Origin of the sequence: Brachyspira pilosicoli (assembly GCF_036997485.1) — a bacterium.
In the GTDB taxonomy this organism is placed as follows: Bacteria; Spirochaetota; Brachyspiria; order Brachyspirales; family Brachyspiraceae; genus Brachyspira; species Brachyspira pilosicoli_C.
Genome location: NZ_JAWLPU010000001.1, coordinates 310,293 through 334,920 on the forward strand (window position 1 = coordinate 310,293; position 24,628 = coordinate 334,920).

The window sequence follows — 24,628 nt, forward strand, 5'->3', positions numbered from 1 at the left end:
TATTAGAATAAAAAAGTATACTATTTAAAATTAATAATTATTCAGAAACTCCATGCATCTTTCTATCAAAGTCTTTTTTAATTCTGTTAAACTTATCACGAGTTCTATTTAACGCAGAATCCATCTTATTTATAGCCCTTTGATTTGCACTATATAATCCCAATGACTTTCTTGCATAAGGCATCATTTCATTTTTACTTACAGAATCTGAATTAATTAATCTTACTATAGAATTATAATATCCCTCATTTCCTGCTATCATTCTATTTTTCTTCATTTCCAAAGCATCAATATCTTTTTCACCATTATTTACATCTGTAAATGATACAGCAGAAACTAAACCAATATCGTTATGAGATATATCTTCCATAGCAGAAATCAAACTTTCTATTGTAGAAGCAGAATCTTGCCTTGCATTCTCTTCTCCCCTATTTAAAAATACTAAAGGATCTGTATCACTGCCCTGATTTACTACTTTATTATTTCCATCAAAACCAGCAATATAAACTTCTCTTGGATTAATAACCCTCTCATCATTATCTGTATAAACATTAACCTTAACATTAATAGGAATCACTATGGTAGAACCATCTTCAGAAAAAGCAACTTCTACTTTTGCTGCTGTATTGTCAGAACTAACAGTAGAAGAAACATTTGCAGTATGCACTTGATAGTTATCTTCTATACTAACAGTAAAATAACCATGAAGTAAAGATAATGATATGTAAGAGTCTTCAGCAAAAACCGAATTAACCATCATTATACTTTTTTCATTTAATGAAATACTTCCAATATTATTTCCATTTTTTAATACAGTAATATCTACGGTTGTATTACTTTCTGTGCTTAATTTATATCCTTCATGTATTTCACTGCCTCTGAAAACTCTTAATGATTTTTCTGATTTTTCTATAAAAGCAACTCCAGATATACCAGTTATTCTAAAAGTTATATCTTGAGAAAAAAGCATATTACTACTAAAGAGTATAAATATATTCAATAAAAATACTGTAGTTATTTTCATACTCAAACTCCTCGGCAAAATACAAAGCTTCGCCAAGTAATTTAATTGTATACACTTGAATAAAAAAAGTCAATAGCTTTAAAAAGTCAAATCTCTATATTATGTTTCCTATAAAGAACAAATATTATTAATGTTTAATAACAAATTAATATAACAATATTATAAATTAGCTATCTTTATAAACTCATCGGCTTCCATTATTTGAATGCCTAATTCCTGAGCTTTTTTAAGTTTACTTCCTGCTTTCTCTCCTACTATCAAAATGTCTGTATTTTTTGATACTGCAGATTGCACAGTTGCTCCGAGTCTTTCGGCTGTTTCTTTTGCTGAAGTCCTTGTAAAACCTTCTATTGAACCTGTTATTACGACATTCTTTCCTGTGAGAGGAGATTCTACAGTTGTAAGTTTTTCAAATACAGGATTAACCCCTACCGCAAGTAAATCATCTATCAATTTCAATGTCTTTTTATTATTAAGAAAATCATAAATACTTTGAGCACTTATTTCGCCTATACCCTCAATATTTTGTAAGTCTTCAATGGTTGCCTTTTTGAAATTATCTATTGATGTAAAATATTTAGCAAGTAAGTCAGCAGTAGTCTCTCCCACCTGACGAATACCTAATGCATATATAAATCTTTTTAAAGTAGTGTTTTTACTGTTTTCAATAGATTCAAGCATATAAGATGCTAATTTTTCTCCCATTCTTTCAAACTTAAATAAATCATCTCTTGTTATTTTATAAAGGTCAGCTGGAGTTTTAACAAGTCCGCTTTTTGTAAATACTGCAATCCACTCTTTACCTATTCTCTCCATATTCATAGCAGGTTTTGAAACAAAATATTCTATATATCTTGTAATCTTGCTTGGACATTCTTCATTAATACATCTTACAATTACATCGCCGTCAGTGATAGCAGTATCTCCTCCGCATACAGGACATTTTTTAGGAAACTCAAAAACTTTACTGTCTGAAAGCCTTTTCTCTAATACCACTCTCACAATTTTTGGTATAACGTCCCCAGAACGAATGACTACAACAGTATCTCCTATTCTTATATCTTTTGATTTTATCTCATTAGGGTTATGAAGTGTAACATTTGAAACTGTAACGCCTCCAACTTGAACAGGCTCTAATTTAGCAACAGGTGTTAATGCACCAGTGCGTCCAACTTGTACTTCTATGTTTTTAAGGATAGTTTCTTTTTCTTCTGGCTTGAATTTGAATGCTACTGCAAATCTTGGCGCTCTTGATAAAAATCCTAATTTCTCCTGATATTTAACATCATCAACTTTTATTACAAGTCCGTCAATCTCATAATCCATCTTGCTTCTTTTTTCTTGTATGTTGTAATAAATTTCTAATACTTTTTTAGCTTCAATATTTGGATGCACTCCTTCAACTGTAAAGCCTAATTCTGATAAAAACTCCATTGATTTATATTCATTAGTTAAATCAAAATTTTTATAATTTGCAATCTGGTATGCAAAGAATTTTAATCTTCTTTTTTTGCTTTCAGCACTGTCTAATTGTCTTAATCCTCCGGAAGCAGCATTTCTTGCATTAGCAAAAGGTATCTCTTCAAGCTCTTCTCTTTCTTTGTTTAATGCTTCAAAATCTTTTTTGGTTATTAATGCCTCCCCTCGTACAATTAGTTTTTTTGTCTCTTTTATGTTTTTAGGAACATTGCTTATCATCTTAACATTATTAGTAACATTCTCACCGACCTGTCCGTCTCCTCTAGTGCTTGCAACAGTGAGTTTTCCTTTTTCGTATATTAACTCTAAAGCAAGACCGTCAAATTTATTTTCAACAGTATATTTTATTTTACTTGCATTAAGCTCTTTTTGCATTCTATTATCAAACTCCAAAAACTCCTCTTCATTCATAACATTAGAAAGCGAGTACATTGCAATAGGATGCTCAAACTTCTCAAACTTTTCAAGTATAGTGCCTCCCACTTTATTAGTAGGGCTGTCATCTTTTTTTAACTCTGGAAACTCTCTCTCAAGGTTTTCTAATTCTCTAAATAGTTTATCATATTCATAATCTTCTATTTCTGGGTTGTCATCTGTATAATAAAGTTTATTGTGATAGTTAATAGTTTTAGTTAATTGTTCAATTTTTTGTTTAGCTTCTTCTATGTTCATCGTTTACACCTTAAAGAATTATAATTTTTTATTGTATTAATTAGAATTATTTATATTTTAAAATTTATTGTATAACAGTTTTATTATAATATAAAATTGTTTGAATTCAATAGTTAAATTTCTAGGATATAAATATGGTATTAGATTTGACTTCAACATTAAAAAAACATAGAAAATATTGCTAAAGAAAAAAATATATCAGAAAATAAATTAATAGAAAATGCTGTCATAGAATATTTAGAAGATTATTATGATTATAAAATTATTTTAGAAGCAGAAGATAGACTAAAAAATGGAGAAGAGTTATATTCTATTGATGAAGTAAAAAAAGATTTAAATATACTGTAATGTAATTTTATTTTGTCAAAAATATTATTTCAAATTTAGGTTATTTCTGGAGACTAGCCCCCACACCTCCACTTCTTTTATTGGTATAAAAGAAGCAAAAGAACTGCATTTTTTTAGCCTAAAATATAGATATTATATTTTATTCATATATATTACAAACATACAAAGCTAAAACACTTGCACTTTTTGCAACTTTTTGCTGCGGGAAAAAGTTGAATAAAAAAACTTATTATATATTTGAAAACTTTTAAGTTTATCAATACCTGCAAATTTATTCACTATAATCAATATTATTTTTAGTACAGAACTCTATACCCACACTGTCATTTTCTTTTGCAAGTTTTATTAAATATTTTTCAATTTTCAGTTTTAATTTATCATTAGTTATTTTGTAGGCTTTTTCAAAATAAATTAAAGCTTCATCTTTTAAGTGTTTATATTCTTCTTTTGAAATACTTTCTTTTTGAATGTTGGCAAGTATATTTTTAATGTAGCCTATACTATTAAAAGTTTCTGGTATTTCTTTTTCTAATTCTTCAACTTTACAAAAATCTTTTAAGCAGTCATTATATATTTTAACTGCTTTTTTTATATTTCCGTTATATCTTTCAATATTAGCAAGTTTAGTTTTAGCATATCCTCTAGTGTCATATATTTCAGAATTATAATTAACTATTTTAATACCCTTACTACAATACTTTATAGATTCATTTAATAATTCTTTAGCATTTAAAATATTATTATTATTTTTTAATTCAATATTTGCTAATTTAATTTTACAGAATCCTATTTGATTATAAGCATGCATATCACTTTTGTATATTTCTATGCATTTACAAAAATCTTTAATCGCTTCCTCATATTGCTGCAAATTTATTTTAGCATCTGCTCTATTATAATAAGCATATAAATCATTATCATCTAATTCTATAGCTTTATCATAATCCTTAATCGCTTCATCATATTGCAGTAAATTAAATTTAGCATTTCCTCTACAAAAATAAGCTAATGAATCATCATTATTTAATTCTATAGCTTTATCATAATCTTTTATAGATTCCTCATACTGCTGTAAATTAAATTTAGCAGTTCCTCTATAAAAATAAACTAATGGATCATTATTATTTAATTCTATAGATTTATCATAATCTTTGATTGCTTCCTCATACTGATACAAATCAGCTTTAGCTTTTCCTTTATAAAAATAAGCTAATAAATCATTATTATTTAATTCTATAGCTTTGTTATAATCTTTTATAGCTTCCTCATACTGATATAAATCTGCTTTAGCATTCCCTCTATTATTATAATATTCTGGATTGCTGCTGGCTAATTCTATGGCTTTATCATAATCTTTAACCGCTTCTTCATATAACTCTAAACTATGTTTTGATAAAGCTCTTTCAGAATAAAGAAGACAATTAGTACTATTTAATTTTATGGCTTTGTTTAAATTTGTTATAGCTTCTTCATATTGTTTTAAATGATTTTTATTTTTACCTATAAAATAAAAAATTTCATAATTATCTTCTTGATAAAACAAAATTTTTTCAAGATATTCTATAGATAATTCAAAATTATTATTATCAAATGCTTCTTTAGATTTACCTAATAATTCTTTAATGATATCATCAGCCATATTTTAATATTCCTATATAATTTTAGTTATCATATTATATATTATAATAAAAATTATCAAATACTATCTTTTACCTAGTTATGTGCGTGGTGAGTATGCTACAAATTTAAAAAAATCTTGGGTGGGCAGCTAGAATAACAGATTAAGTTCAAAAAAAATTAAACTATAATACTATAAAAAATAAAAAGCCTAGAGGGTAGGCAAGTGTAATTAAATTTTAAAACTTAATTTGCATTCCCCGCTCTTTATTCTCTATAATTACATTTTAAATTTTCATATTAACTATCTTTATAGCTCACTTAGAAATTTAAGCACCCGCCCAAGCATTAATTAAGTTTAGAATTTCTATAGCGTATGTTTAACAAAATTTCAAATATATTAAAATTATAAATAATTTGTTTTTTTATTTTGTAATTGATTTTTTTATAAAACTTAATATAATTATATGCTGTGAGTTTTAAAACAATTAGGAGTAATTTATGGATTTAAAAAATTACATAAGAAACATACAAGATTATCCTAAAGAGGGTATATTATTTAGAGATATCACAACCTTATTAAAAGATAAAGATGCTTTTAAGTTTGCAATAGACTCTATGGCTAAACAAGTTGAAGATAAAAAAATAGATTATATAGTAGGAGCTGAGAGCAGAGGATTTTTAATAGGTTCTGCTTTGGCTTATAGATTAAACTGCGGGTTTGTACCTGTTAGAAAGAAAGGTAAATTGCCTTGCAAAACTATATCAGAAGAATATGCATTAGAGTATGGTACAGATGCTTTATATATGCATGAAGATGCTATAAATAAAGGAGCTAATGTGCTTATAGTGGATGATTTAATTGCTACAGGAGGCACTGCTTTGGCTATGATGAAAATGGTTGAAAGACTTGGAGGCAATATAGTTGGTTCTTCTTTTTTAATAGAACTAAAAGAATTAAATGGAAGAAAAGATATAATCAAATATCCTGTTAATGTTTTAATAGAATATTAAACTTTTTTATTAAAAAAATAAAGAATAGGAATTATAATATAACTCCTATTCTTTTTTATTGCATATTTTTTATTTACAAAATTTATTTAGCTAATTGAGCATAATAAAACTTGTGAGCACCAAGAGGGTCAAATATAACGCCAGATAATTTTTTGCTAATCATTATAGGGTCAGTATAGAAATAAAGAGGGATTAACCCCATATCATTCATAAGTATATCTTCTGCCTCATGCATAGCTTTCATTCTTACATCTTGGTCTATAGTAGACATAGCAAGTTTTAATTTATCGTCATAATTTTTATTAGAATAACCGCCATTGTTTTGTACACTATAGCTTAAAAATACCCCAAGGAAACTCATAGGGTCATTATAATCAGCTATCCAACCATGGCGAGCAATCATATAGTTTTTATTTTGTCTAGTATCTTGGAAAGTAGCCCATTCTTCTTGAGCTATAGTAGAATCTATATTTAAATTCTCTTTCCACATCTGCTGTACTGCTTCAAATATTTGTATATGTTCACCAGAGTTAGATTTAAACTCTATTACAGGAAAATTATTTCCGTTTTCATATCCAGCCTCAGCAAGGAGTTTCTTAGCCTCTTCTACATTTTTTTGATAATCATCTGGCTTTACACTATAATAATCTCCGCCAACCTTTCTAAACTCTCCATTAACATCACTAACACCATTAGGCACCCAAGCACTTGCTGGAAGCTGTCCTGCTCTTGTAACCTGCTCTACTAAATAATTTCTATCTATTGCTAAAGTTAAAGCCTTTCTTACTCTAACATCTTTCAATACACTATTTGTAATATTAATACAATAGTAATATGTACCTAAATATGGTGATATATGCATTAAACCTTCGTTTTGTAATGTTTCTATATCTTGAAGCGGAGGATTGTTTGCAAAATGTATAGAACCCTCTTTTATACCAGCCACAGCAGCTGTACCGTTTTGCATAAGTATAAATACCAATTTTTCTGGTATAATATTTTGACTATTCCAATAATTAGTATTTTTTACCATTACAAGTCTGTCATCTGTTCTTCTTTCTACCAAAGTAAAAGGACCATTTCCTATATATGTATCTGGTGAAAGAGTCCAATTATCTTTATTTTCCTCTATTATATCTTTTCTTACAGGGTAAAATGTAGGAAAAGCAGCAAGCTCTAAGAAATAAGCAGTAGGAGCATTTAATGTTACTTCGAGAGTGTTTTCATCTATAGCTTTAATTCCTAAATCTTCAACAGGTTTTTTACCAGAATTGATATCCATAGCATTTAATACAGGCTCAAACTGATAAGCATATTCTGAAGCTGTAATTGGATCAACGGCTCTCTGCCAAGAATAAACAAAGTCTTCAGCTGTAATTTTTTTACCGTCAGACCATTTAGCATTTTCTCTTATATGAAATGTATAGGTTAAACCATCTTCACTTATATCCCAACTTTCTGCAACGCCAGGTATTATTTTATTTTCTTTATCTCTAGTAGCTAAACCTTCAAAAGCATGCTGAATATATATACTTCCGTCTACTGTAGAGTTTAATGCCGGGTCTATAGTTTTTGGTTCCGGACCTACATTAATATATATTGCTCCTTCATCTGTTTTATTGCCGCCGCAAGAAATTGATACGAGCATCAAAACAGATAAGAGTAATAGAGTAAAATGTTTCATAATATCATATTCTCCTATTTTTTTTATTGCTGCTATTATATTTTGTATAAGGATATTGTCAATTAATATTTATGAAATAATTTTTTTAGGAGTATTAGTTTTATAAATAATATATCTTTTTATAAAGACTCTAATATATCATTAATGCTTATTTTATTTATTAAAGGCTTTTCTATATCTTCTAAGAACACAAAATTAATTTCATCATTACTTCTTTTTTTATCTAATTTAATTGCATCTTTTAAGTTAATGTTGTTTGGTATTGCAGTTGGGAGAGAAAATTTATCAAATATATTTTTTGCTCTCTCAAATAAACTTTTATTTTTAGTAATGCCTTTTTTTATTCCATACTCTATAGCAAAAATCACACCTATAGCAACGGCCTCACCATGAAGCAAAACACCATAACCAGCAGCATTTTCTACACTATGCCCAATAGTATGACCAAAGTTTAAAAACATTCTCTCTTTTTTTTCTTTATAATCAATCTCTACTATATGCCCTTTCAATTCGCAGTTTCTCTTAAGAATAAAATCCATATCAAAACTATTATTATTTTCTAAATATTCTAAAAGTTTTTTATCAAACAAAAATGCATGCTTAATAACTTCAGCCATACCCGCATTAAACTCTCTCTTTGGAAGCGTATTTAAAACATCACTATCCATTATAACAAGTTTAGGGCTATGAAAAGCGCCAACTAAATTTTTACCTTCTTTAATGTTAATGCCAGTCTTTCCGCCCACAGAAGAATCAACGCATGCAAGAAGTGTTGTAGGTATCTGAACAAAATCAATTCCCCTCATCCAAGTAGCAGCAGCATACCCAGCCATATCACCTATAACACCGCCTCCTAATGCTATTACTATATCTTTTCTGCTTAACTCATTTTTTGCAAAAGCTGAATATATATTATAAATGCTCTCTATATTTTTGTTAGTCTCTCCATTTTCAAGCACACATACAGAAGTGATAATATTTTCTTTCTCTAAACTTTTTTTCACTATTTCAGTATAGAGTTTATCAACTATGTCATCAGTAACTATTAAAGCCCTTTTTCCTCTAAGAACTTCTTTTACCAATTTACCACTTTCTTTTATAAGTCCGCTGCTCACTAAAATATCATAATTTATTTTTGCATCGTTATTTATATTTATATTAACTTTATTCATATATAAGCCCTAATTTATTTTTTTAGTATTATAAATTATTTTTAAAAAATATATAATATCTTTATTAAGAAATAATAAAATACAAATAAAATATTAATTTATTTCTTTAAAAAAAAATTAAATTTTTTAGATATATTATTAATATCTAAATGATTTTTGGAATTAAATCCTACAACATTTAACAACTTATTAAAAGTTATTATATCTTCATTTAAATGAATATAAAGTTTAAGGTTCATTACAATAAATTTTGCAAACTCTTTAACATTTTCATCTACGATATTATTTATAATTTTTGAATAAGTTATAGATACATAACCACATAACAAATCTGCAAGCTGAATCAATATTTCATTTTTTGAATCTATAGCTTCAAAATTATTTAACTTTTTAAATCCCCATTCAATATCTGTATTTTTATCTACTTTTATTTTAGAATGTTTTCCTATATTCCATATACTTTTTATATAATTAAATAGTTCATCATATCCATAGAGTTTATCATAATAAATAGATAAGTCAGGGTCTGACTCATTATCAGAATACAAATATTTACTAACATATGAAAATATTGAATTTATTGTAGGTGTCATTATACTATTTAAAAATTTTATAGTCCCATTATCATCAAATTCATCTTGTATTTCCATCAATCCTTTGTCATCTATGCTTGATATAGAATCTGAAATAGAACTTAATTCTGAACGAAATAATTTTATTAATTTTTCTTTTATAAAAATAATATTATCAGTATTCGTACATTCTTTACTTTTTATGAGATTAGAAAAATCATAAAGAATATTGTCATTATCATTTAATAATATATATGAAGCTAACTCTTTTTTTAATTCTGTAGGAGAATATAATTTGGAATATAGAATAGAACTATTTAATGATTTATTATAATTAGGATCAAAAAAAGTGTCTATTATTTTAGATGCTATCAAAAACTTTTTATTTACAATACCAAAAAAAGGTATAGCTTTATATACATTAATCATTTGATGAAAAATAAAAATAAATTCTTTATAGTTATTATCATTTTTCAAAATTTTTGATTTTAATTCTGCAATATTATTTTTTCTTATTTTATGTCTACTTATATATTTTCTTATTTGATCTTTTTTTTTTGAATTTATTAACCAACCTCCATAAATAAAATAAGGCTGATCGTTATTAAACCAGTCAGCATGTGTATTACCCGATTCATCTAAATACAATTCAAATTCCATAATTTAAAACCTCATAATTAGTAATATTACAAACAACGATATGTCATATTTTATTTATATTGCACTTAATATTTACATATAGAATAATTTTTAGTTTAAAAAAATCAAGTATTATTATAATTTAAATTAATAAAGTTAAAACATTTGCACTTTTGGTTCTTTGACGAAGTCCGCAAAGCGAAGGCGGGAAAAAGTTGAATAAAACAAAAACTTATATTACAAAATATAGTTATTTAGATATATCAACGTCTTCTTTTGCTTTTACTTTTTTGTATCTTATCCACCTTCTGCCTTGTATGTAATGCATAAACTTGATTAATCTTATAAGAGAATCTTTAAAATTATCATTAGAGTTTTGTTTCTGTATTTTAGCTATTTCAAATATGCATCTCTCTCCATCTATATTAAGCCAAGCGGATGTGCATAGTTCATCGAATTCTATATCTTTATTGGGTTTCTTTTTTAAAAGCCAAGCTGCTATTTTTGTAATGGGGTTATTAACATCAAATATTAAAAGCACTTTTCCATTATCATTTACTTTCCAATTAGTGTGTATAATCTCTGGAACATACAATACAAAATTATGCTTATCTTCTTCTTTTAAGAAATTGTCTAATGAAAATCTATTATCTTTCATTTATTAAAAAATCCTATAAATTATATAAATAAATTTTTATAAAATAATGGGCTTAGCTCATATAATTGCCAAGCCCATATCATTTATTTAAAAATATTATTTCTTATCCTTGCTTACAGAGTACTTATAAATCCAAGCAGCAAATAGTATAAATATTATAAATGTAATAGCATTGCTTTGAGGAACAATTTTAGAACCAAAGTTAATAGCAATATTCAAAGCAGCCATAACACCTATAAATATACCAGTTATAGCATCACCTGCAACTAAACCAGAAGCAAGCAATATTCCTTTTTCAACAGCCTCTGTTTTTTCTTCTTCTTTATCTTTAAACTTCATTTCAACTAATTTTCTTACTATACCGCCAATAAATATAGTAGTAGTTAAAGTAATAGGCAAATATAAACCTAAAGCCACAGGAAGTATAGGAAGTTTAGCCAAAGCACAAAATACTGCAATAGAAGCTCCAATTATAACCAAAGTCCAAGGCAACTGAGCAGTCATAATACCTTCAACTATAAGTTTCATCAAAGTAGCCTGAGGAGCAGGAACAGCCTCACTGCCTATACCATAAGCAGTTTGCATAAGTATAACAGTAGCAGCAGCACCAACAGAAGATACACAAAGAGCTATAAACATACCAATTTGTATATTCTTAGGAGAACCGCCAATTATAAAAGTAGATTTCAAAGATTGAGCAACACCACCTGCAGTAGCAGTAGATACACATACAACACCGCAAACAACAAGCGACATTCTAATACCCTCTTCACCGATATTGCCTGTTAATTTGAAAGCAGTAGCAACAATTAAAAGAGTAGCAATAGTCATACCAGAAACAGGGTTGTTACTTGCACCAATAACTCCAACCATTCTTGCAGATACAACAGCAAAGAAGAAACAAAATACTACAGCCAATATACCGCCTAATATTCCTCCTCCAATTATAGGAACAAGCCAAGTAGCTAAAAAGCCAAATATAGCAGCAGTAATAAGCCATATTATAGGAGCATCTTGATTGATTCTGTCATGATTATCATTAGCACCCTTCTCACCCATACCAGCTATAGATTTTTTGAAAGAATCTATAATTGTAGGAAGAGATTTAGCTAAAGAAATAAAACCTCCCATAGCAACAGCACCAGCACCAATATATCTTATATAACTTCCCCAAACTTCCTGAGCAGACATTTCTGATATCAAAGTAGTAGAAGGAAATATTGGAGTATTAATTAAACTTCCAAAATATTTAATGATAGGTATAAGACCAAGCCAAGCTACTATACCGCCTGCAAACATTAATGATGAAGTTTCAAGTCCAATAATAAAACCAACTCCAAGAAGTGAAGCTAAAGTATCAACTCCAAGCATAGTTTTTTCATAAGGCTTAATTATATAAGTAGCACTCTCTTTCCAAAAACCAAATCCGCCAGATAAAAGTTTGTATCCAACACCAGCAATAATACCAGTAATCATATACTTAAAACCTTTACCGCCCTCAGAACCTATTACCAACACTTCAGCCTGAGCCATAGCTTCAGGATAAACCAAAGAACCATGCTCTTCTACTATCAAATATTTTCTTACAGGTGTAATGAAAAAACAACCCATAAATCCGCCGATAATAGTAACAATTATTACGGTAAATATTGAAAGCCCCATACCAAACAATATTAAAGCAGGCAAAATAAATATTATACCGCCCGCAATAGATTCACCAACTGCAGTAAGTGATGCTGCAAAGTTAGCTTCTAATATGTTATTTCTTTTAAACAAAGCTTTAAACACACCAGTAGCAAGTATAGCACCAGGTATACCAGCAGATATTGTAAGACCTACTTTCAATCCTAAATAAGTGTTAGCAGCTGCAAAAACTATAGCCAATATAACACCAAGTATTATAGAGTACCCTGTCATCTCTGGCATCACAGTAGTAGCAGGTATAAAAGGCACATAATCTTCACCCTTTATTCCTCCATAAGCATTTTTTGATAGCTTTCTAGCCTCTTCTTTAATAGACATTAATATTTCTCTCCCTATTATTTAATATTTTTATTTAACTATTTTTATATTTAAGCATTTTGTTTAAGCAATACTTATAACAAGCTCTTTCAAGAATCTCCACATTCTATCAACAGAAGATATACTCAAATGTTCAGCAGGTGTATGTACATCTTTAATATCTGGACCTATGCTTATCATATCAACATCAGGTAAAGGCTTTTTAAGTATTCCGCATTCTAATCCTGCATGTATAGCCTCTATTTTTGCATCTTTTCCTGTAACCTTCTTATAAACATTCAATGCTATATCTTTTACTTTTGAATTAGCATCATATTCCCAAGCAGGATAACCATTAGACATTTGGAAAGAAGCTTTTGTCATATTAGCAGCAGATTCTATCTTTAAAGCTATCTCTTTTGATGAGCTTTCTACAGAACTTCTTACTGATATAGTAAATCTTAATTTTCCATCTTCTTCTTTTAATACACCATTGTTACAGCTAGTCTGAACTAAACCTTCTATATCTTTACTCATATAAGCAACACCATCTGGTACAAGCATCATAAAGTTAATAACATTATCGCTCAATTCCTTAGTAAAGCTCTCTTTAACATCTGAAGCTTCTGAAACATTTATAACCATATCAGGGTCTTCTACTCTATATTCATTTTTTATGTTTTTAGCAACTTCTTCTAAAGTCTTTTTTACTTTATTGATATCTTTAGTAACTACAATAGCATCTGCATGTTTTGCTATAGCATTATGCTTAGCACCGCCCTCTATATGTGATATAACAACATCATCTCTCACAGCATACAATAATCTTCCAAGCAATTTTATAGCATTAGCTCTTTGTTTTATAATCTCTATTCCAGAATGTCCTCCTTTAAGTCCTGATACTTCTATTTTTAAAGCTTTTCCTTCTGCTTTTTCTTTTTTAATATCAAAATCTGTTAAAGTGTTCATTCCGCCAGCACAGCTTACCAAAAATATTCCCTCTTCTTCTCCGTCTATATTAATCATAGTTTTACCGTCTATATGCTCACCAGTAATAGCAATAGCTCCGTCCATACCAGTTTCTTCTGCTGTAGTAGCTAGTAATTCTATAGGAGGGTGAGGCAAATCTTTAGAATCAAGCAATGCCATACCCATAGCTATAGCAATACCGTCATCGCCTCCAAGTGTTGTATTATTAGCTCTTAATATATCACCCTCTACTATCATCTCTATAGGATCTTTTCTAAAATCATGCTTAGAGTCTTTTGTTTTCTCGCACACCATATCAACATGGCCTTGTATTATTACTGCAGGCTTATTCTCATAACCGCTTGTACCTTTTTTCTTTATAATTACATTCATAGCACTATCTTGATATACTTCCAAATTTCTATCTTTAGCAAACTTTACCAAAAAATCACTAATCTCTTTTTCATGTCCTGATTCTCTTGGGATTTTATTTATCTCATTAAACCATTTGAATACTTCTTTTGATTCCATTGAATTAAAAGCATTTAAATCCATAGTATTTTACTCCTTAAAATAATATAAATTATTTTTCTTATTTTGTACTTCTATTAGTATAATAAATAATATAAAAATTGTCAAAAAAAACTAATAATATATCAAAGATTTTGATTTTATGTAACTTCAAGTAGTAATATATTTCACACATGTTTTATTTTAAAAATTTCACTCACCTACCCTATATGATTTTTGTTTTTTATTATAGTATAAGAATCATATTTCTTTTTGCTTATACTTTAATTTTGCCCCCAAATTTTTTTAAATTTGCAATTTTCTCCACGCACGGTTGGATAAATAAAATATATAAATAACTTTAAAATTTAACTTCTATTACATTTATAAATTTATTTACCGTGCGTAAATATAGTTTAAAGCAAATAAAAGTTTGGGCGGGGGCTAAAATTTCTAATTAAGCAATAAATATAATTACAGCTTACTTTATAAAAATACTTCAAAAAACATAAAGGGCGGGGCTGTATATGAAATTTTTACTTAAATATAAAAAGCATATATTTACTTGAAAAATTATTATTTTTGTTATATCATTAAAATATATTTTATTAATTGGAGTGAAATATGGTTAAATTTGCCGACTTAGGTCTTGTAAACAGCAGAGACCTCTTTAAAAAAGCTATTAACGGCGGTTATGCTATTCCAGCATTTAACTTTAATAATATGGAACAACTTCAGGCTATAGTACAGGCTTGTGTAGAAACTAAAAGCCCTGTTATTATTCAAGTATCTTCTGGTGCAAGAAAATATGCTAATCAAACATTATTAAGATATATGGCTCAAGGAGCTGTGGAATATGCTAAAGAATTAGGTGTTAATGTACCTATAGTGTTACACCTTGACCATGGTGATAGCTTAGAACTTTGTAAAAGCTGTATTGAATATGGTTTTTCTTCTGTTATGATAGACGGAAGCCATTATGATTACAACAAAAACGTAGAAATTACTAGAAGCGTTGTTGAGTATGCTCATAAATATGATGTTACTGTTGAAGGAGAATTGGGCGTACTTGCTGGTGTAGAAGATGATGTTGTTGCTGAACATCATACTTATACTCAGCCTGAAGAAGTAGAAGATTTCGTTAAAAAAACAGGTGTTGATTCACTTGCTATATCTATTGGTACTAGTCATGGTGCTTATAAATTCAAACCAGGTCAAAACCCTCAAATAAGATTAGACATTCTTAAAGAAATTGAGAAAAAAATTCCAGGATTTCCTATCGTACTTCATGGTTCTTCAAGCGTACCTCAAGAATATGTTAAAATAATTAATGAAAATGGCGGTAAACTTGATGATGCTATAGGTATTCCTGAAGAGCAATTAAGAGAAGCTTCTAAGAGTGCAGTTTGTAAAATCAATATAGACAGCGATTCAAGACTTGCTATGACTGCTGCTATTAGAAAAGTATTCCATGATGACCCTAAAGAATTTGACCCTCGTAAATATTTAGGACCTGCTCGTGATGAAATGAAAAAACTTTATATTCATAAAATAATGAATGTATTAGGTTCAAATGGTAAAATATAATAAAAATTAAAGGAGATATATACTGTGGGAAAACAACATAGAAAAGTAGTGAAACGCAAAAGAGCTTTAAGAAGAATCAAAAGACAAAAAGATGCTCTTAATGCTAAAGCTAAATAAACAAGATTTTTTAAGGGTGTAAGTTTTTTCTTATACCCTTAATTTTTTAGTCATTGCTAATAAATCATTAGTAAAATAAATGTATTTAATAAATACAATATTTAAAAATTATTAGGGTAGAAAAATGAAAAAAATTATTATATCAATATTAACAATATTTTTTGCAATCTCTTGCGCTAATCAAAACAATATTAATAATAAATCACCTCTTGCAATTCAAACAGACTTTGGAAGAAAGGACAATGCTGTAGCAAGTATGTATGGTGTTGCTCTTAGTGTAGATAAAGATTTAAAAGTTTATGACCTTACACATGAAATACCTGCATACAATATATGGGAGGCTGCTTTAAGACTTGACCAAACTGCAAGGTATTGGCCTGAAGGTACTGTATTTGTTAGTGTGGTAGACCCTGGTGTTGGTACTGATAGAAAATCAGTTGTGATGAAGACTAAAAATAATTATTACTTTGTTACTCCAGATAATGGTACTTTAACTTTTGTTGCAGAGTCTTTAGGTGTAGAAGAAGTAAGAGAAATTGATGAGGCTAAAAATAGACTCACAAACTCACAGGAATCATACACTTTCCATGGAAGAGACGTTTATGTTTATACTGGGGCTAAACTTGCTTCTAAGCAAATTACTTTTGAAGAGGTTGGTCAATCTTTAGGAACTAATATAACAAAAATTGAATATCAAAAAGCTAAATATGAGAATGGAGTTTTTTATGCTAATATACCTGTACTTGATATTCAATATGGCAATGTATGGTCATCACTTCCTCGTAAATTAATGCTTGATAATGGAATTAATATGGGCGATACTCTCAATATAAAAATATATAATTATACTGAGCTTGTATGGACTGGTGATGTTAAGCTTGTAAATACTTTCGGTGATGTACCTGAAAACGAAAATATGGCTTATTTTAATTCTGAGCTTAATTTTTCTGTAGCTGTTAATATGGGTAATTTCTCTGAAAGATATAAAGTATACAGCGGACCTAATTGGAGTATGGAAATTACAAAAAAATAATAAAATAATAAATTATAATGATGGGTTTTACAAAAAGCCCATTATTATAATTTATACTAATATAAATATGACAAAAATAGAACAATATCTCTTGAATACAAACAAAATAAAATTTTTCGATACTATTCACTGTGATAAAAATAAAAAGATAATAATAAAAAATAAGCATCTCAAAAAAACTAATGGAGCACAGATGGAAATACAAAATGCAGAAATAAAAAATGAAGAGTTAAAAAAATTATATCAAACTATAACTAAATGCATGAAATGCGAAGCTTTATGCAATAGCCGTAAAAATGTTGTATTTGGAAGGGGTGACGAAAAACCTGATATAGTATTTGTAGGAGAAGCTCCTGGTGCTGATGAGGATAGATTAGGTTTTCCATTTGTAGGGAGAGCTGGTAAATTATTAGATAAGTGGATTGAGAAGCTAAACATTTCTAACTACTATATTATGAATGCTTTAAAATGCCGTCCGCCTGAAAACAGAGACCCGCTTTTAGAAGAAAAAGATAATTGCAGAGCGTTCTTTACAAAACAACTTGAAATATTGAACCCTAAAATTATATGTGCATTGGGTAGACATGGATTTTCTAACCTTGTAGATTTTGATTTGAAAACTCCTTTTGGGAAGGTTAGAAACAATATTCATTATTATAATAACATACCTGTAATTGCAACATATCACCCTGCATATATATTAAGAAATCAAAAAGAAGAAATAAAAGTAATAGAAGATTTAGAGTTTATGATAAGGGAATTAGAAAAATTAAAATAAAACTCTTTATTATTAGGAAACAAATTTGAAAAGAATAATATTATTATTTTGTTTAAGTGCTTGTTTATACGCTCAAGAATTTGATTATCTCTTGCCTGATGATTTTTACACAAATGAATATAAAGAATACTACACCAATGATAAAGAAGAGCATATAGAAAACAAAAAAACAAACACTCCCACAAAACCAACTATATTTGACTATATAAACCCTTCATACAAAATAAAAGATACAATAATAACCCTGCAAGACTATCTCAATAAAGGCGGAGATATTAATGCTACAAACACAAACGGCAATACTATTTTAATGCAAGCTTCTGCAATAGGATATTATGATTTAGTTGACTATATAATAGATAAAAAAGCAGAAATAAATACTACAAACTCAAATGGTGAAAATGCTTTAATACTATCAGCAGATTATCCATATATATTAAATCTTCTAATAGAAAATAATGCAGATGTAAATGCTATAGACAATAAAGGAAAAACAGCTCTTCTTACTGCTGCCGAAAAAGGCAATATTATGTCTGTGCAGTTATTAATCAAAGAAAAAAGCAATATTAATCAAAAAGATATTTTGGGTAAAAACATATTGATGTATGCTGTTGAAAGTGAAAATTTAGATTTGGTAAAATATTTAGTAGAGAAAGTAAAAGTGGATATTAACGAAAAAGATGATTGGGGACAAAATGCTATATTTTATGTTACAAAAATAGAAATAGCTAGATATTTAATTTATAATGATATAGATTATAAAAGCAGAAACTCAATTGGATTAAAAGCTCATGAAGTATTAAAATATAATAATAAAATAAATGTATCTAACTATTTACAAAAATTATATAATGATGAATAATAAAAATATCTTTAAGTATTTTTTATATAAACCGAAAATATTTGCAGTATATTGGAGAGTATAATGAATATCAAAGTTATCTTATTATTTATAAGTATAAACATACTTCTATTTGCACAGTCTACTTCCAATGTTGGAGATAATAATATATTAATAAATACCGGAGTAGGAAGAGTAGATTATACAACATATACAATATATGCTGATGCTACTGCTGATATTCTCACAGATAAAGTTTTACACCCAGAGGCATTATTAATACTTCAAGAACAGGCAGAAGAAGAAACTTTTAGAACTCTTTATCAGACTTTAGGTAATATTATAGTTAATGGTGATTATACAGTTTATAACATTATAGAAGAAAATGCTAAATTAAGAGAAGATGTTATGGACTTTGTTAATGATGCAAGACTTTTAGGCGTATCTTACCCAAGCAGAACAAGTGTTAAAGTATTAATGGCTTTAGATATTATCACAAATCAGTTAATGTCAAACTTTATACAAAATATGAATATTTACAAACCTACACCAATAGTAACATATATTGATGCTGGAACTGATTATGACGGGCTTGTAATAGATGCCAGAGGAATAGGTTTTAAGCCTTCTCTATTTCCTACAATATATAATGAAAATGGCGATGCTATTTATGATATTGCTTATATAGACAAGCAAATTGCTTCTACTAATGGATATATAAAATATTCTACAAACTCTTTTTTAACCAATCAAATATCTACAAACATTACAGGCAAAAAACCATATAATATAGTAGCTTGGAGAACAAGAGGAAAATTTTCAAGTGATTTAGTAATAGGAAATGAAGATGCAAGCATTATATTAAGTGCCAAGAAATTAAAAGAAGCTATTAGAAATTGTAAAGTTACGGTTATAATAGACTAATAATAAGTTGTTTAATATTATGAAAAAGATAGAATATTATATTGATTATATATTTGAAGAAAATCAAGAAGATATTAAACAATATGTATTAAAACAAACAGATACTATAAACTTTAAAATAAATAAAAATAATATATCAAATGATAAATCTGTATACTCTAAAATAGTAGAAAAATACTTTCAAAAAGATGATGATAATGATTATATAATTAGGCTATTTAAAATTATTTCATTATATGATATAGACAATATTTATATATTTGAGTCTTTTATTATTAATATTATAGCAGGACTAAAAATAAAAGATGCTATATTAAAAACAATAAATTATAAAAAAATAGTAAACTACAATAAAGGTAATATTTCAGAACAAGAAATACTAAAAAGAAAATTTTGCATATTCACCTATTTTGATAATGCATATAAATATTTTCCAAACTATACAAATAATTATATTGAAAATATATATAAGCTAACATTTAAAGAAATATATAAAGAATATGATGATAATATAATAATACCATTAATAGCTTTAGTTATTGGGTATTATTTTAATAATAATGAAAAATATATAGAAAGAATTTTAGAATATTTGGATAATATAAATACTTTAGATGATATGCTTGCTGTTAGCATTATAATTGATAAAAATAAAAAAATAGAAAATAAATTTTTAGAGTTATTAAAACAATTAGAAAAAGATAATAAAAATCTTATAGCAGATTTTATTTATATAGCAAGGCTCCCAATAGAAAATAAATACTTTTTTGATTTTAACAATTATGATGATTATATGAGCTATTTAAAAGATTTGAATGCAGATAATTATATAATTTTTTTAATAAAGTATTTAAATAACAATATACACTCAAACTATAATAAAATATATTCAGAGCTTATAGAAATTAAAAAATATGATGATGAGACTTTTAATAAAATATATGAAGTATTAAAACTTTCAGATAATAATAAATATGCAATAGAATTAATGTCAATATTTAATTTAATAACAAATAGCGATATTAATAACATAAATTATTTTTTAAAATCTTTAGAAAAAGAATTGGAAGAATTTTTTAATATTAAGCATATAAAATACAATAGCATATATGATTTAATTAATGCTCTAAAAATATATAAAAATGATTTAACTATTAAGTTTAATAAGCGTATAATATTTTTATTGAATGTTTTTAATTGGTTTTATTATAGTAATGATAATGCTAAAAAAATTGTAAACGCTGTATTAGAATCTTTTCCATATAATTTAATGATTCCTATAATTATAAAAAACAATATAAACTTATTTAACAAAAATATAGACGATACAATAAAACAATATAATATAAATATAAAAGATTTACTAATATCCTATTTTTATAGCTACCCTATATATATATTTAAATCTCAATATATTATAGAACTATTAAATAAATATGATAATAAAATAAAAGAAACGTTTGAAGATACAGACTTTTTAAATATAGCATCAAACAAAAGCTATGCATTGATTGATTTTTTGGAATTAGTTTATATTAAAAATAATTTTGATGATTATAGTATTGTTTATAATATTTTAAATACTGATAATGAAATACTAAAAAAATATTCTCTAAACATTATTGCTGAAAATGAAGAGTTAAACAGAAAATATGTAGAGGATAATTTAGATAATTTTAAAGAGTTTAAAGAAATATTAAAAAAATGGAATTACAATAAAGAAGATTTTTGTTTTAAAAGCATTGAAGATATTTATAATTATGTTGATTATTATTATATAGACAATGAATTATTAAATTTTTTAGATAATGATTATTATAATACTTTCTCTAAAGAAAATACAAATATAAATGTTAAAGTATTAAAATACATATTAAATGAATTTTTAAAAATAGATAAACCCAATAAAATAAAAGATGTAGATAAAATATTAGAGTTTATAGACAGAAAATCTTTTATAGAAGCAATTGAAAAAGTAGTAGAATATTTTATAAATAACAATTTGATAGAAGATAATATAAAAATAATAACTCCTTATGCAATATATGCTGATGAAAGCCATATAGAAAAACTTCATCAACTATTAATAGATTGGAATAACAGTTTTAAAACACCATTAATATTATATACAATGCAATCAATAGCTATAAACGGTAAAACTTCAGCATTAAAAATGATTAACAAATTCGCTCTAAACAGCAATAATAAAGAAATAAAAAATAATATAAAAGACATTCTCGTTTATGCATCAGAAATATTAAATACAAATATAGATAATATCTTTGAAAGATTATTCCCCAACTTTGGCTTTGATGCAGAAGGCAAAAAAATAATAAATTACGGCAATAGAAGTTTTCAATTACAATTACTAAGCGATTCATATTTAGAAATTTTTGATATTCAAAACTCTTCAATAATTAAAGAATTACCAGATACAGAAGATGACGAAGAATTAAAAAAAGTAAAAGAAGATTTTTTATATACAAAACAAACATTAAAAGAAATTATTAATCATGAGAAAATAAAATTAACAAGAGCCTTAATAAACGGAAGAAAATGGGATTATAAAACTTTCTTTGAAGTATTTATAAATAATCCAATAATGCGTTATTTTACACTCTCATTCGTTTGGGGAGTTTATGATGAAAATGATGTTTTAATAGATTCTTTTAGATATATGGAAGATGGAGCATTTGTAACTATAGATGATGAATTATATGAACTTCCAGACAATTACTATATTGGAATATACAATATAATTGATGATGATATAGAAAAATTTTATAAGTGGAAAGAGCAATTTGAGCTTTATGATATAGAACAGCCAATTAATCAGTTTATGAATGAGCTTATAACATTAAAAGAAGTGAATGTAAAATATGATTCTATTATAATATTTGAAGGAATAAAAATTGACGCTTCGTACATAAATCAATTATGCAGAGAACTTGATATAAAAGACACTTATTTTAATGATAATGCTTCATATATGATATTTGATGATGTATTAAAAATAGTATGCAAAATTAATGCTTATGCTTATGGAGAAGAAATAGTTTTAGGCTCTATAGAGTTTTATGAGCTTGATAAGAATGAGAGATTAGGCAAAAAGATAAATCCATTTGAAATTAGTCGAAAGTTTGTTAGTTCTATATTATATTATTTATCGTTGGGGTTATACGAATAAAAGATTTTCAGTATATATCTAATTATATTTTGTAGTTTTTGTTTTACTCAACTTTTTCCCGCCGCAAAAAGTTGCAAAAAATGCATATACCATAGTTAATATCTTATGAATATATATAAAATAATACTTGTATTTTAAGCTAAACAATGCAGTTCTTCGCGAAGCGTATCCAAAGGATATAAGGTTCTTTTATACCAATAAAAGAACTGGGGGTGTGTACCCTAAGGGCACGTTTCGCAGTGGTAAGCCTACCACAAATAAAAAACTAAAAATATGTTTTTTAACAAACTTAAAAACTTATTTAATAAAAAAAGATAGCACTAATATAAGCACTATCTTTTATAATCTAAACAATATTAAAAAATCTTTATTTCAATACAAATTTATTTAAGTATTCATAAACAAATATAGCAAGTATTATAAGCGGTATAATATAGCTGCTATAAAGTCTTAAATATGCAGGGAATTTTACTCCCTCACCAGTATTAACCTCTTTAAGAAAATTATCAAATCCCCAGCCAAACTTTCTCGTACAGAAAAATAAAGTAACCAAAGCACCAAGAGGAAGTATATTATTACTTACTATAAAGTCTAATAAATCAAGTATTACAGTACCCTCGCCTAAAGGATTAATATGTGATAAAACATTAAAACCTAAAGCAGTAGGCAAGCTTCCAAAGAACACTACTAAAAACAATATTACAGAAACTTTTTTTCTTGATAATCCAAACTTATCCATAGCAAAAGAGTATATATTTTCAAATACAGCGATTATAGTAGTAAGAGCAGCCATAGCAAGGAATAAGAAGAATAAAGAGCCCCATAATCTTCCTAAAGGCATAGAGTTAAATATATTAGGCAAAGTAACAAAAGTTAATCCAGCTCCCTGACCAGGATTAACATTAAAAGCAAAACTAGCAGGAAATATTAAAAGACCAGCAAGCAAAGCTACTAATGTATCTAATGCCACAACTATAAGAGCTTCACCTGTTAATCTTTGTTTTTTATCTATATAGCTTCCGAATATAGCCATTCCGCCCTGACCAACACTAAGAGAGAAGAAAGCCTGTCCAATAGCAGCATAAAATATACCAATAAAACCAGAAAATCCGCCGCCAAATAATTTATTAAAATCAGGAATTAAATAGAATTTTAATCCCTCAACAGCACCGTCTAAAGTTACAGCTCTTATTATTAATACTATAAGCAAAGCAAATAAAGATATCATCATAAATTTACTTGCTCTCTCAACTCCGTTTTGAAGACCAAAGGAACAAATTAAAATACCTATTAATACACTAACACCCATCCAAAAAACTAAAGTAGAAGGGCTTCCAAGTACGCCATTAAAAAAAGTTCCAATTTGGTCAGCACCTAATGAAGTAAACTTACCAGTTAAAGTAAAATAGAAATAAGCTAAACACCAACCGCATATAGTAGTATAAAATAACATAAGAAGTACATTACCAATAATCTGAACATAGCCTATTTTGTGCCAATGCTGACCTTTCTTCTCTAATTTTAGAAAAGAGTTAGATATATCATGTCCGCCAGCTCTTCCTACAGCAAACTCCATAATCATAGGTATAGTACAAAAGGCCACTATAGATATAATATAAAGTACAACAAAAGCACCTCCGCCGTACTGACCTGTAATATAAGGAAATCTCCAAACATTACCCATACCTACAGCACAACCAGCTGAAACAAGTATAAACCCTAATCTGCTGCCAAGTTTTTCTCTCTCTTTCATAAATAGTTCTCCAATAAAAACATTTAAAAAACATTAAAAAAATATTATG

The 24,628-nt window shown here is 27.3% G+C and carries 18 protein-coding genes; 8 read left to right on the forward strand and 10 right to left on the reverse strand.

Features of this window, described 5'->3' with window-relative positions:
• Positions 1–37: 37 nt before the first annotated feature.
• Together R4I97_RS01335 and ligA are read right to left on the reverse strand one after the other, a co-directional pair.
• Complete coding sequence (locus R4I97_RS01335) at positions 38–1,024, reverse strand: hypothetical protein (RefSeq protein WP_335783355.1); 987 nt, start codon at positions 1,022–1,024, stop codon at positions 38–40.
• Between the two features lie 159 nt (positions 1,025–1,183).
• On the reverse strand, positions 1,184–3,175 hold the full coding sequence (gene ligA / locus R4I97_RS01340; protein WP_335783356.1) for an NAD-dependent DNA ligase LigA: 1,992 nt from the start codon (positions 3,173–3,175) through the stop codon (positions 1,184–1,186).
• Between the two features lie 228 nt (positions 3,176–3,403).
• Here ligA and R4I97_RS01345 point away from each other — a divergent pair, with 228 nt between their 5' ends.
• Positions 3,404–3,523, forward strand: a complete 120-nt coding sequence (locus R4I97_RS01345) for a hypothetical protein (protein WP_335784047.1) — start codon at positions 3,404–3,406, stop codon at positions 3,521–3,523.
• A 271-nt stretch (positions 3,524–3,794) separates the two neighbouring features.
• Here R4I97_RS01345 and R4I97_RS01350 read toward each other — a convergent pair whose 3' ends face one another.
• Positions 3,795–5,162: a tetratricopeptide repeat protein gene (locus tag R4I97_RS01350; protein ID WP_335783357.1), complete on the reverse strand. Its 1,368-nt coding sequence runs from the start codon at positions 5,160–5,162 to the stop codon at positions 3,795–3,797.
• Positions 5,163–5,641: 479 nt separating this feature from the next.
• Here R4I97_RS01350 and R4I97_RS01355 point away from each other — a divergent pair, with 479 nt between their 5' ends.
• On the forward strand, positions 5,642–6,154 hold the full coding sequence (locus R4I97_RS01355) for an adenine phosphoribosyltransferase (RefSeq protein WP_335783358.1): 513 nt from the start codon (positions 5,642–5,644) through the stop codon (positions 6,152–6,154).
• An 82-nt stretch (positions 6,155–6,236) separates the two neighbouring features.
• Here R4I97_RS01355 and R4I97_RS01360 read toward each other — a convergent pair whose 3' ends face one another.
• The 6 genes from R4I97_RS01360 to R4I97_RS01385 form a co-directional block, all read right to left on the reverse strand.
• Positions 6,237–7,838 (reverse strand): peptide ABC transporter substrate-binding protein, encoded by a 1,602-nt coding sequence (locus R4I97_RS01360; protein WP_335783359.1) that lies wholly within the window; start codon positions 7,836–7,838, stop codon positions 6,237–6,239.
• Between the two features lie 119 nt (positions 7,839–7,957).
• Complete coding sequence (gene aroB / locus R4I97_RS01365; protein WP_335783360.1) at positions 7,958–9,010, reverse strand: 3-dehydroquinate synthase; 1,053 nt, start codon at positions 9,008–9,010, stop codon at positions 7,958–7,960.
• A gap of 98 nt (positions 9,011–9,108) precedes the next feature.
• Positions 9,109–10,242, reverse strand: coding sequence for a DUF3800 domain-containing protein (locus R4I97_RS01370; RefSeq protein ID WP_335783361.1), 1,134 nt, complete (start codon positions 10,240–10,242; stop codon positions 9,109–9,111).
• A gap of 229 nt (positions 10,243–10,471) precedes the next feature.
• The gene (locus R4I97_RS01375) at positions 10,472–10,879 is read right to left on the reverse strand and encodes a PqqD family peptide modification chaperone (RefSeq protein ID WP_335764097.1); all 408 of its coding nucleotides are present in this window, start codon (positions 10,877–10,879) and stop codon (positions 10,472–10,474) included.
• Between the two features lie 96 nt (positions 10,880–10,975).
• Positions 10,976–12,901, reverse strand: a complete 1,926-nt coding sequence (locus R4I97_RS01380) for an OPT family oligopeptide transporter (RefSeq protein ID WP_335783362.1) — start codon at positions 12,899–12,901, stop codon at positions 10,976–10,978.
• A gap of 63 nt (positions 12,902–12,964) precedes the next feature.
• Positions 12,965–14,404 carry an aminoacyl-histidine dipeptidase gene (locus R4I97_RS01385; protein ID WP_335783363.1) on the reverse strand — a complete coding sequence of 480 codons (1,440 nt, stop codon included), beginning with the start codon at positions 14,402–14,404 and terminating at the stop codon, positions 12,965–12,967.
• Between the two features lie 579 nt (positions 14,405–14,983).
• Here R4I97_RS01385 and R4I97_RS01390 point away from each other — a divergent pair.
• The 6 genes from R4I97_RS01390 (at position 14,984) to R4I97_RS01415 (ending at position 22,826) form a co-directional block, all read left to right on the forward strand.
• Positions 14,984–15,946 (forward strand): class II fructose-bisphosphate aldolase, encoded by a 963-nt coding sequence (locus R4I97_RS01390; protein ID WP_335783364.1) that lies wholly within the window; start codon positions 14,984–14,986, stop codon positions 15,944–15,946.
• Positions 15,947–16,187: 241 nt separating this feature from the next.
• Entirely contained in the window at positions 16,188–17,096 is a 909-nt protein-coding gene (locus R4I97_RS01395; RefSeq protein WP_335783365.1) for an S-adenosyl-l-methionine hydroxide adenosyltransferase family protein, read from the forward strand.
• A 193-nt stretch (positions 17,097–17,289) separates the two neighbouring features.
• Entirely contained in the window at positions 17,290–17,874 is a 585-nt protein-coding gene (locus R4I97_RS01400) for a uracil-DNA glycosylase (RefSeq protein WP_335783366.1), read from the forward strand.
• A 25-nt stretch (positions 17,875–17,899) separates the two neighbouring features.
• Complete coding sequence (locus R4I97_RS01405) at positions 17,900–18,736, forward strand: ankyrin repeat domain-containing protein (RefSeq protein WP_335783367.1); 837 nt, start codon at positions 17,900–17,902, stop codon at positions 18,734–18,736.
• Positions 18,737–18,799: 63 nt separating this feature from the next.
• Entirely contained in the window at positions 18,800–19,639 is an 840-nt protein-coding gene (locus tag R4I97_RS01410) for a hypothetical protein (RefSeq protein WP_335783368.1), read from the forward strand.
• Between the two features lie 19 nt (positions 19,640–19,658).
• A complete protein-coding gene (locus tag R4I97_RS01415; protein ID WP_335783369.1) occupies positions 19,659–22,826 on the forward strand; it encodes a DUF4132 domain-containing protein in 3,168 nt (1,055 codons plus the stop codon).
• Between the two features lie 367 nt (positions 22,827–23,193).
• Here R4I97_RS01415 and R4I97_RS01420 read toward each other — a convergent pair whose 3' ends face one another.
• Entirely contained in the window at positions 23,194–24,579 is a 1,386-nt protein-coding gene (locus R4I97_RS01420; protein ID WP_335783370.1) for a sodium-dependent transporter, read from the reverse strand.
• Between the last annotated feature and the right edge of the window lie 49 nt (positions 24,580–24,628).

Coding starts and splice junctions, on each gene's coding strand:
- R4I97_RS01350 (WP_335783357.1), bottom strand. CDS start 5,162: ATGGCTGATGATATCATTAAAGAATTATTAGGTAAATCTAAAGAAGCA.
- R4I97_RS01400 (WP_335783366.1), top strand. CDS start 17,290: ATGGAAATACAAAATGCAGAAATAAAAAATGAAGAGTTAAAAAAATTA.
- R4I97_RS01410 (WP_335783368.1), top strand. CDS start 18,800: ATGAATATCAAAGTTATCTTATTATTTATAAGTATAAACATACTTCTA.
- R4I97_RS01375 (WP_335764097.1), bottom strand. CDS start 10,879: ATGAAAGATAATAGATTTTCATTAGACAATTTCTTAAAAGAAGAAGAT.
- R4I97_RS01335 (WP_335783355.1), bottom strand. CDS start 1,024: ATGAAAATAACTACAGTATTTTTATTGAATATATTTATACTCTTTAGT.
- R4I97_RS01370 (WP_335783361.1), bottom strand. CDS start 10,242: ATGGAATTTGAATTGTATTTAGATGAATCGGGTAATACACATGCTGAC.
- R4I97_RS01385 (WP_335783363.1), bottom strand. CDS start 14,404: ATGGATTTAAATGCTTTTAATTCAATGGAATCAAAAGAAGTATTCAAA.
- R4I97_RS01420 (WP_335783370.1), bottom strand. CDS start 24,579: ATGAAAGAGAGAGAAAAACTTGGCAGCAGATTAGGGTTTATACTTGTT.
- R4I97_RS01395 (WP_335783365.1), top strand. CDS start 16,188: ATGAAAAAAATTATTATATCAATATTAACAATATTTTTTGCAATCTCT.
- R4I97_RS01380 (WP_335783362.1), bottom strand. CDS start 12,901: ATGTCTATTAAAGAAGAGGCTAGAAAGCTATCAAAAAATGCTTATGGA.
- aroB (WP_335783360.1), bottom strand. CDS start 9,010: ATGAATAAAGTTAATATAAATATAAATAACGATGCAAAAATAAATTAT.
- R4I97_RS01415 (WP_335783369.1), top strand. CDS start 19,659: ATGAAAAAGATAGAATATTATATTGATTATATATTTGAAGAAAATCAA.
- R4I97_RS01355 (WP_335783358.1), top strand. CDS start 5,642: ATGGATTTAAAAAATTACATAAGAAACATACAAGATTATCCTAAAGAG.
- R4I97_RS01360 (WP_335783359.1), bottom strand. CDS start 7,838: ATGAAACATTTTACTCTATTACTCTTATCTGTTTTGATGCTCGTATCA.
- R4I97_RS01390 (WP_335783364.1), top strand. CDS start 14,984: ATGGTTAAATTTGCCGACTTAGGTCTTGTAAACAGCAGAGACCTCTTT.
- ligA (WP_335783356.1), bottom strand. CDS start 3,175: ATGAACATAGAAGAAGCTAAACAAAAAATTGAACAATTAACTAAAACT.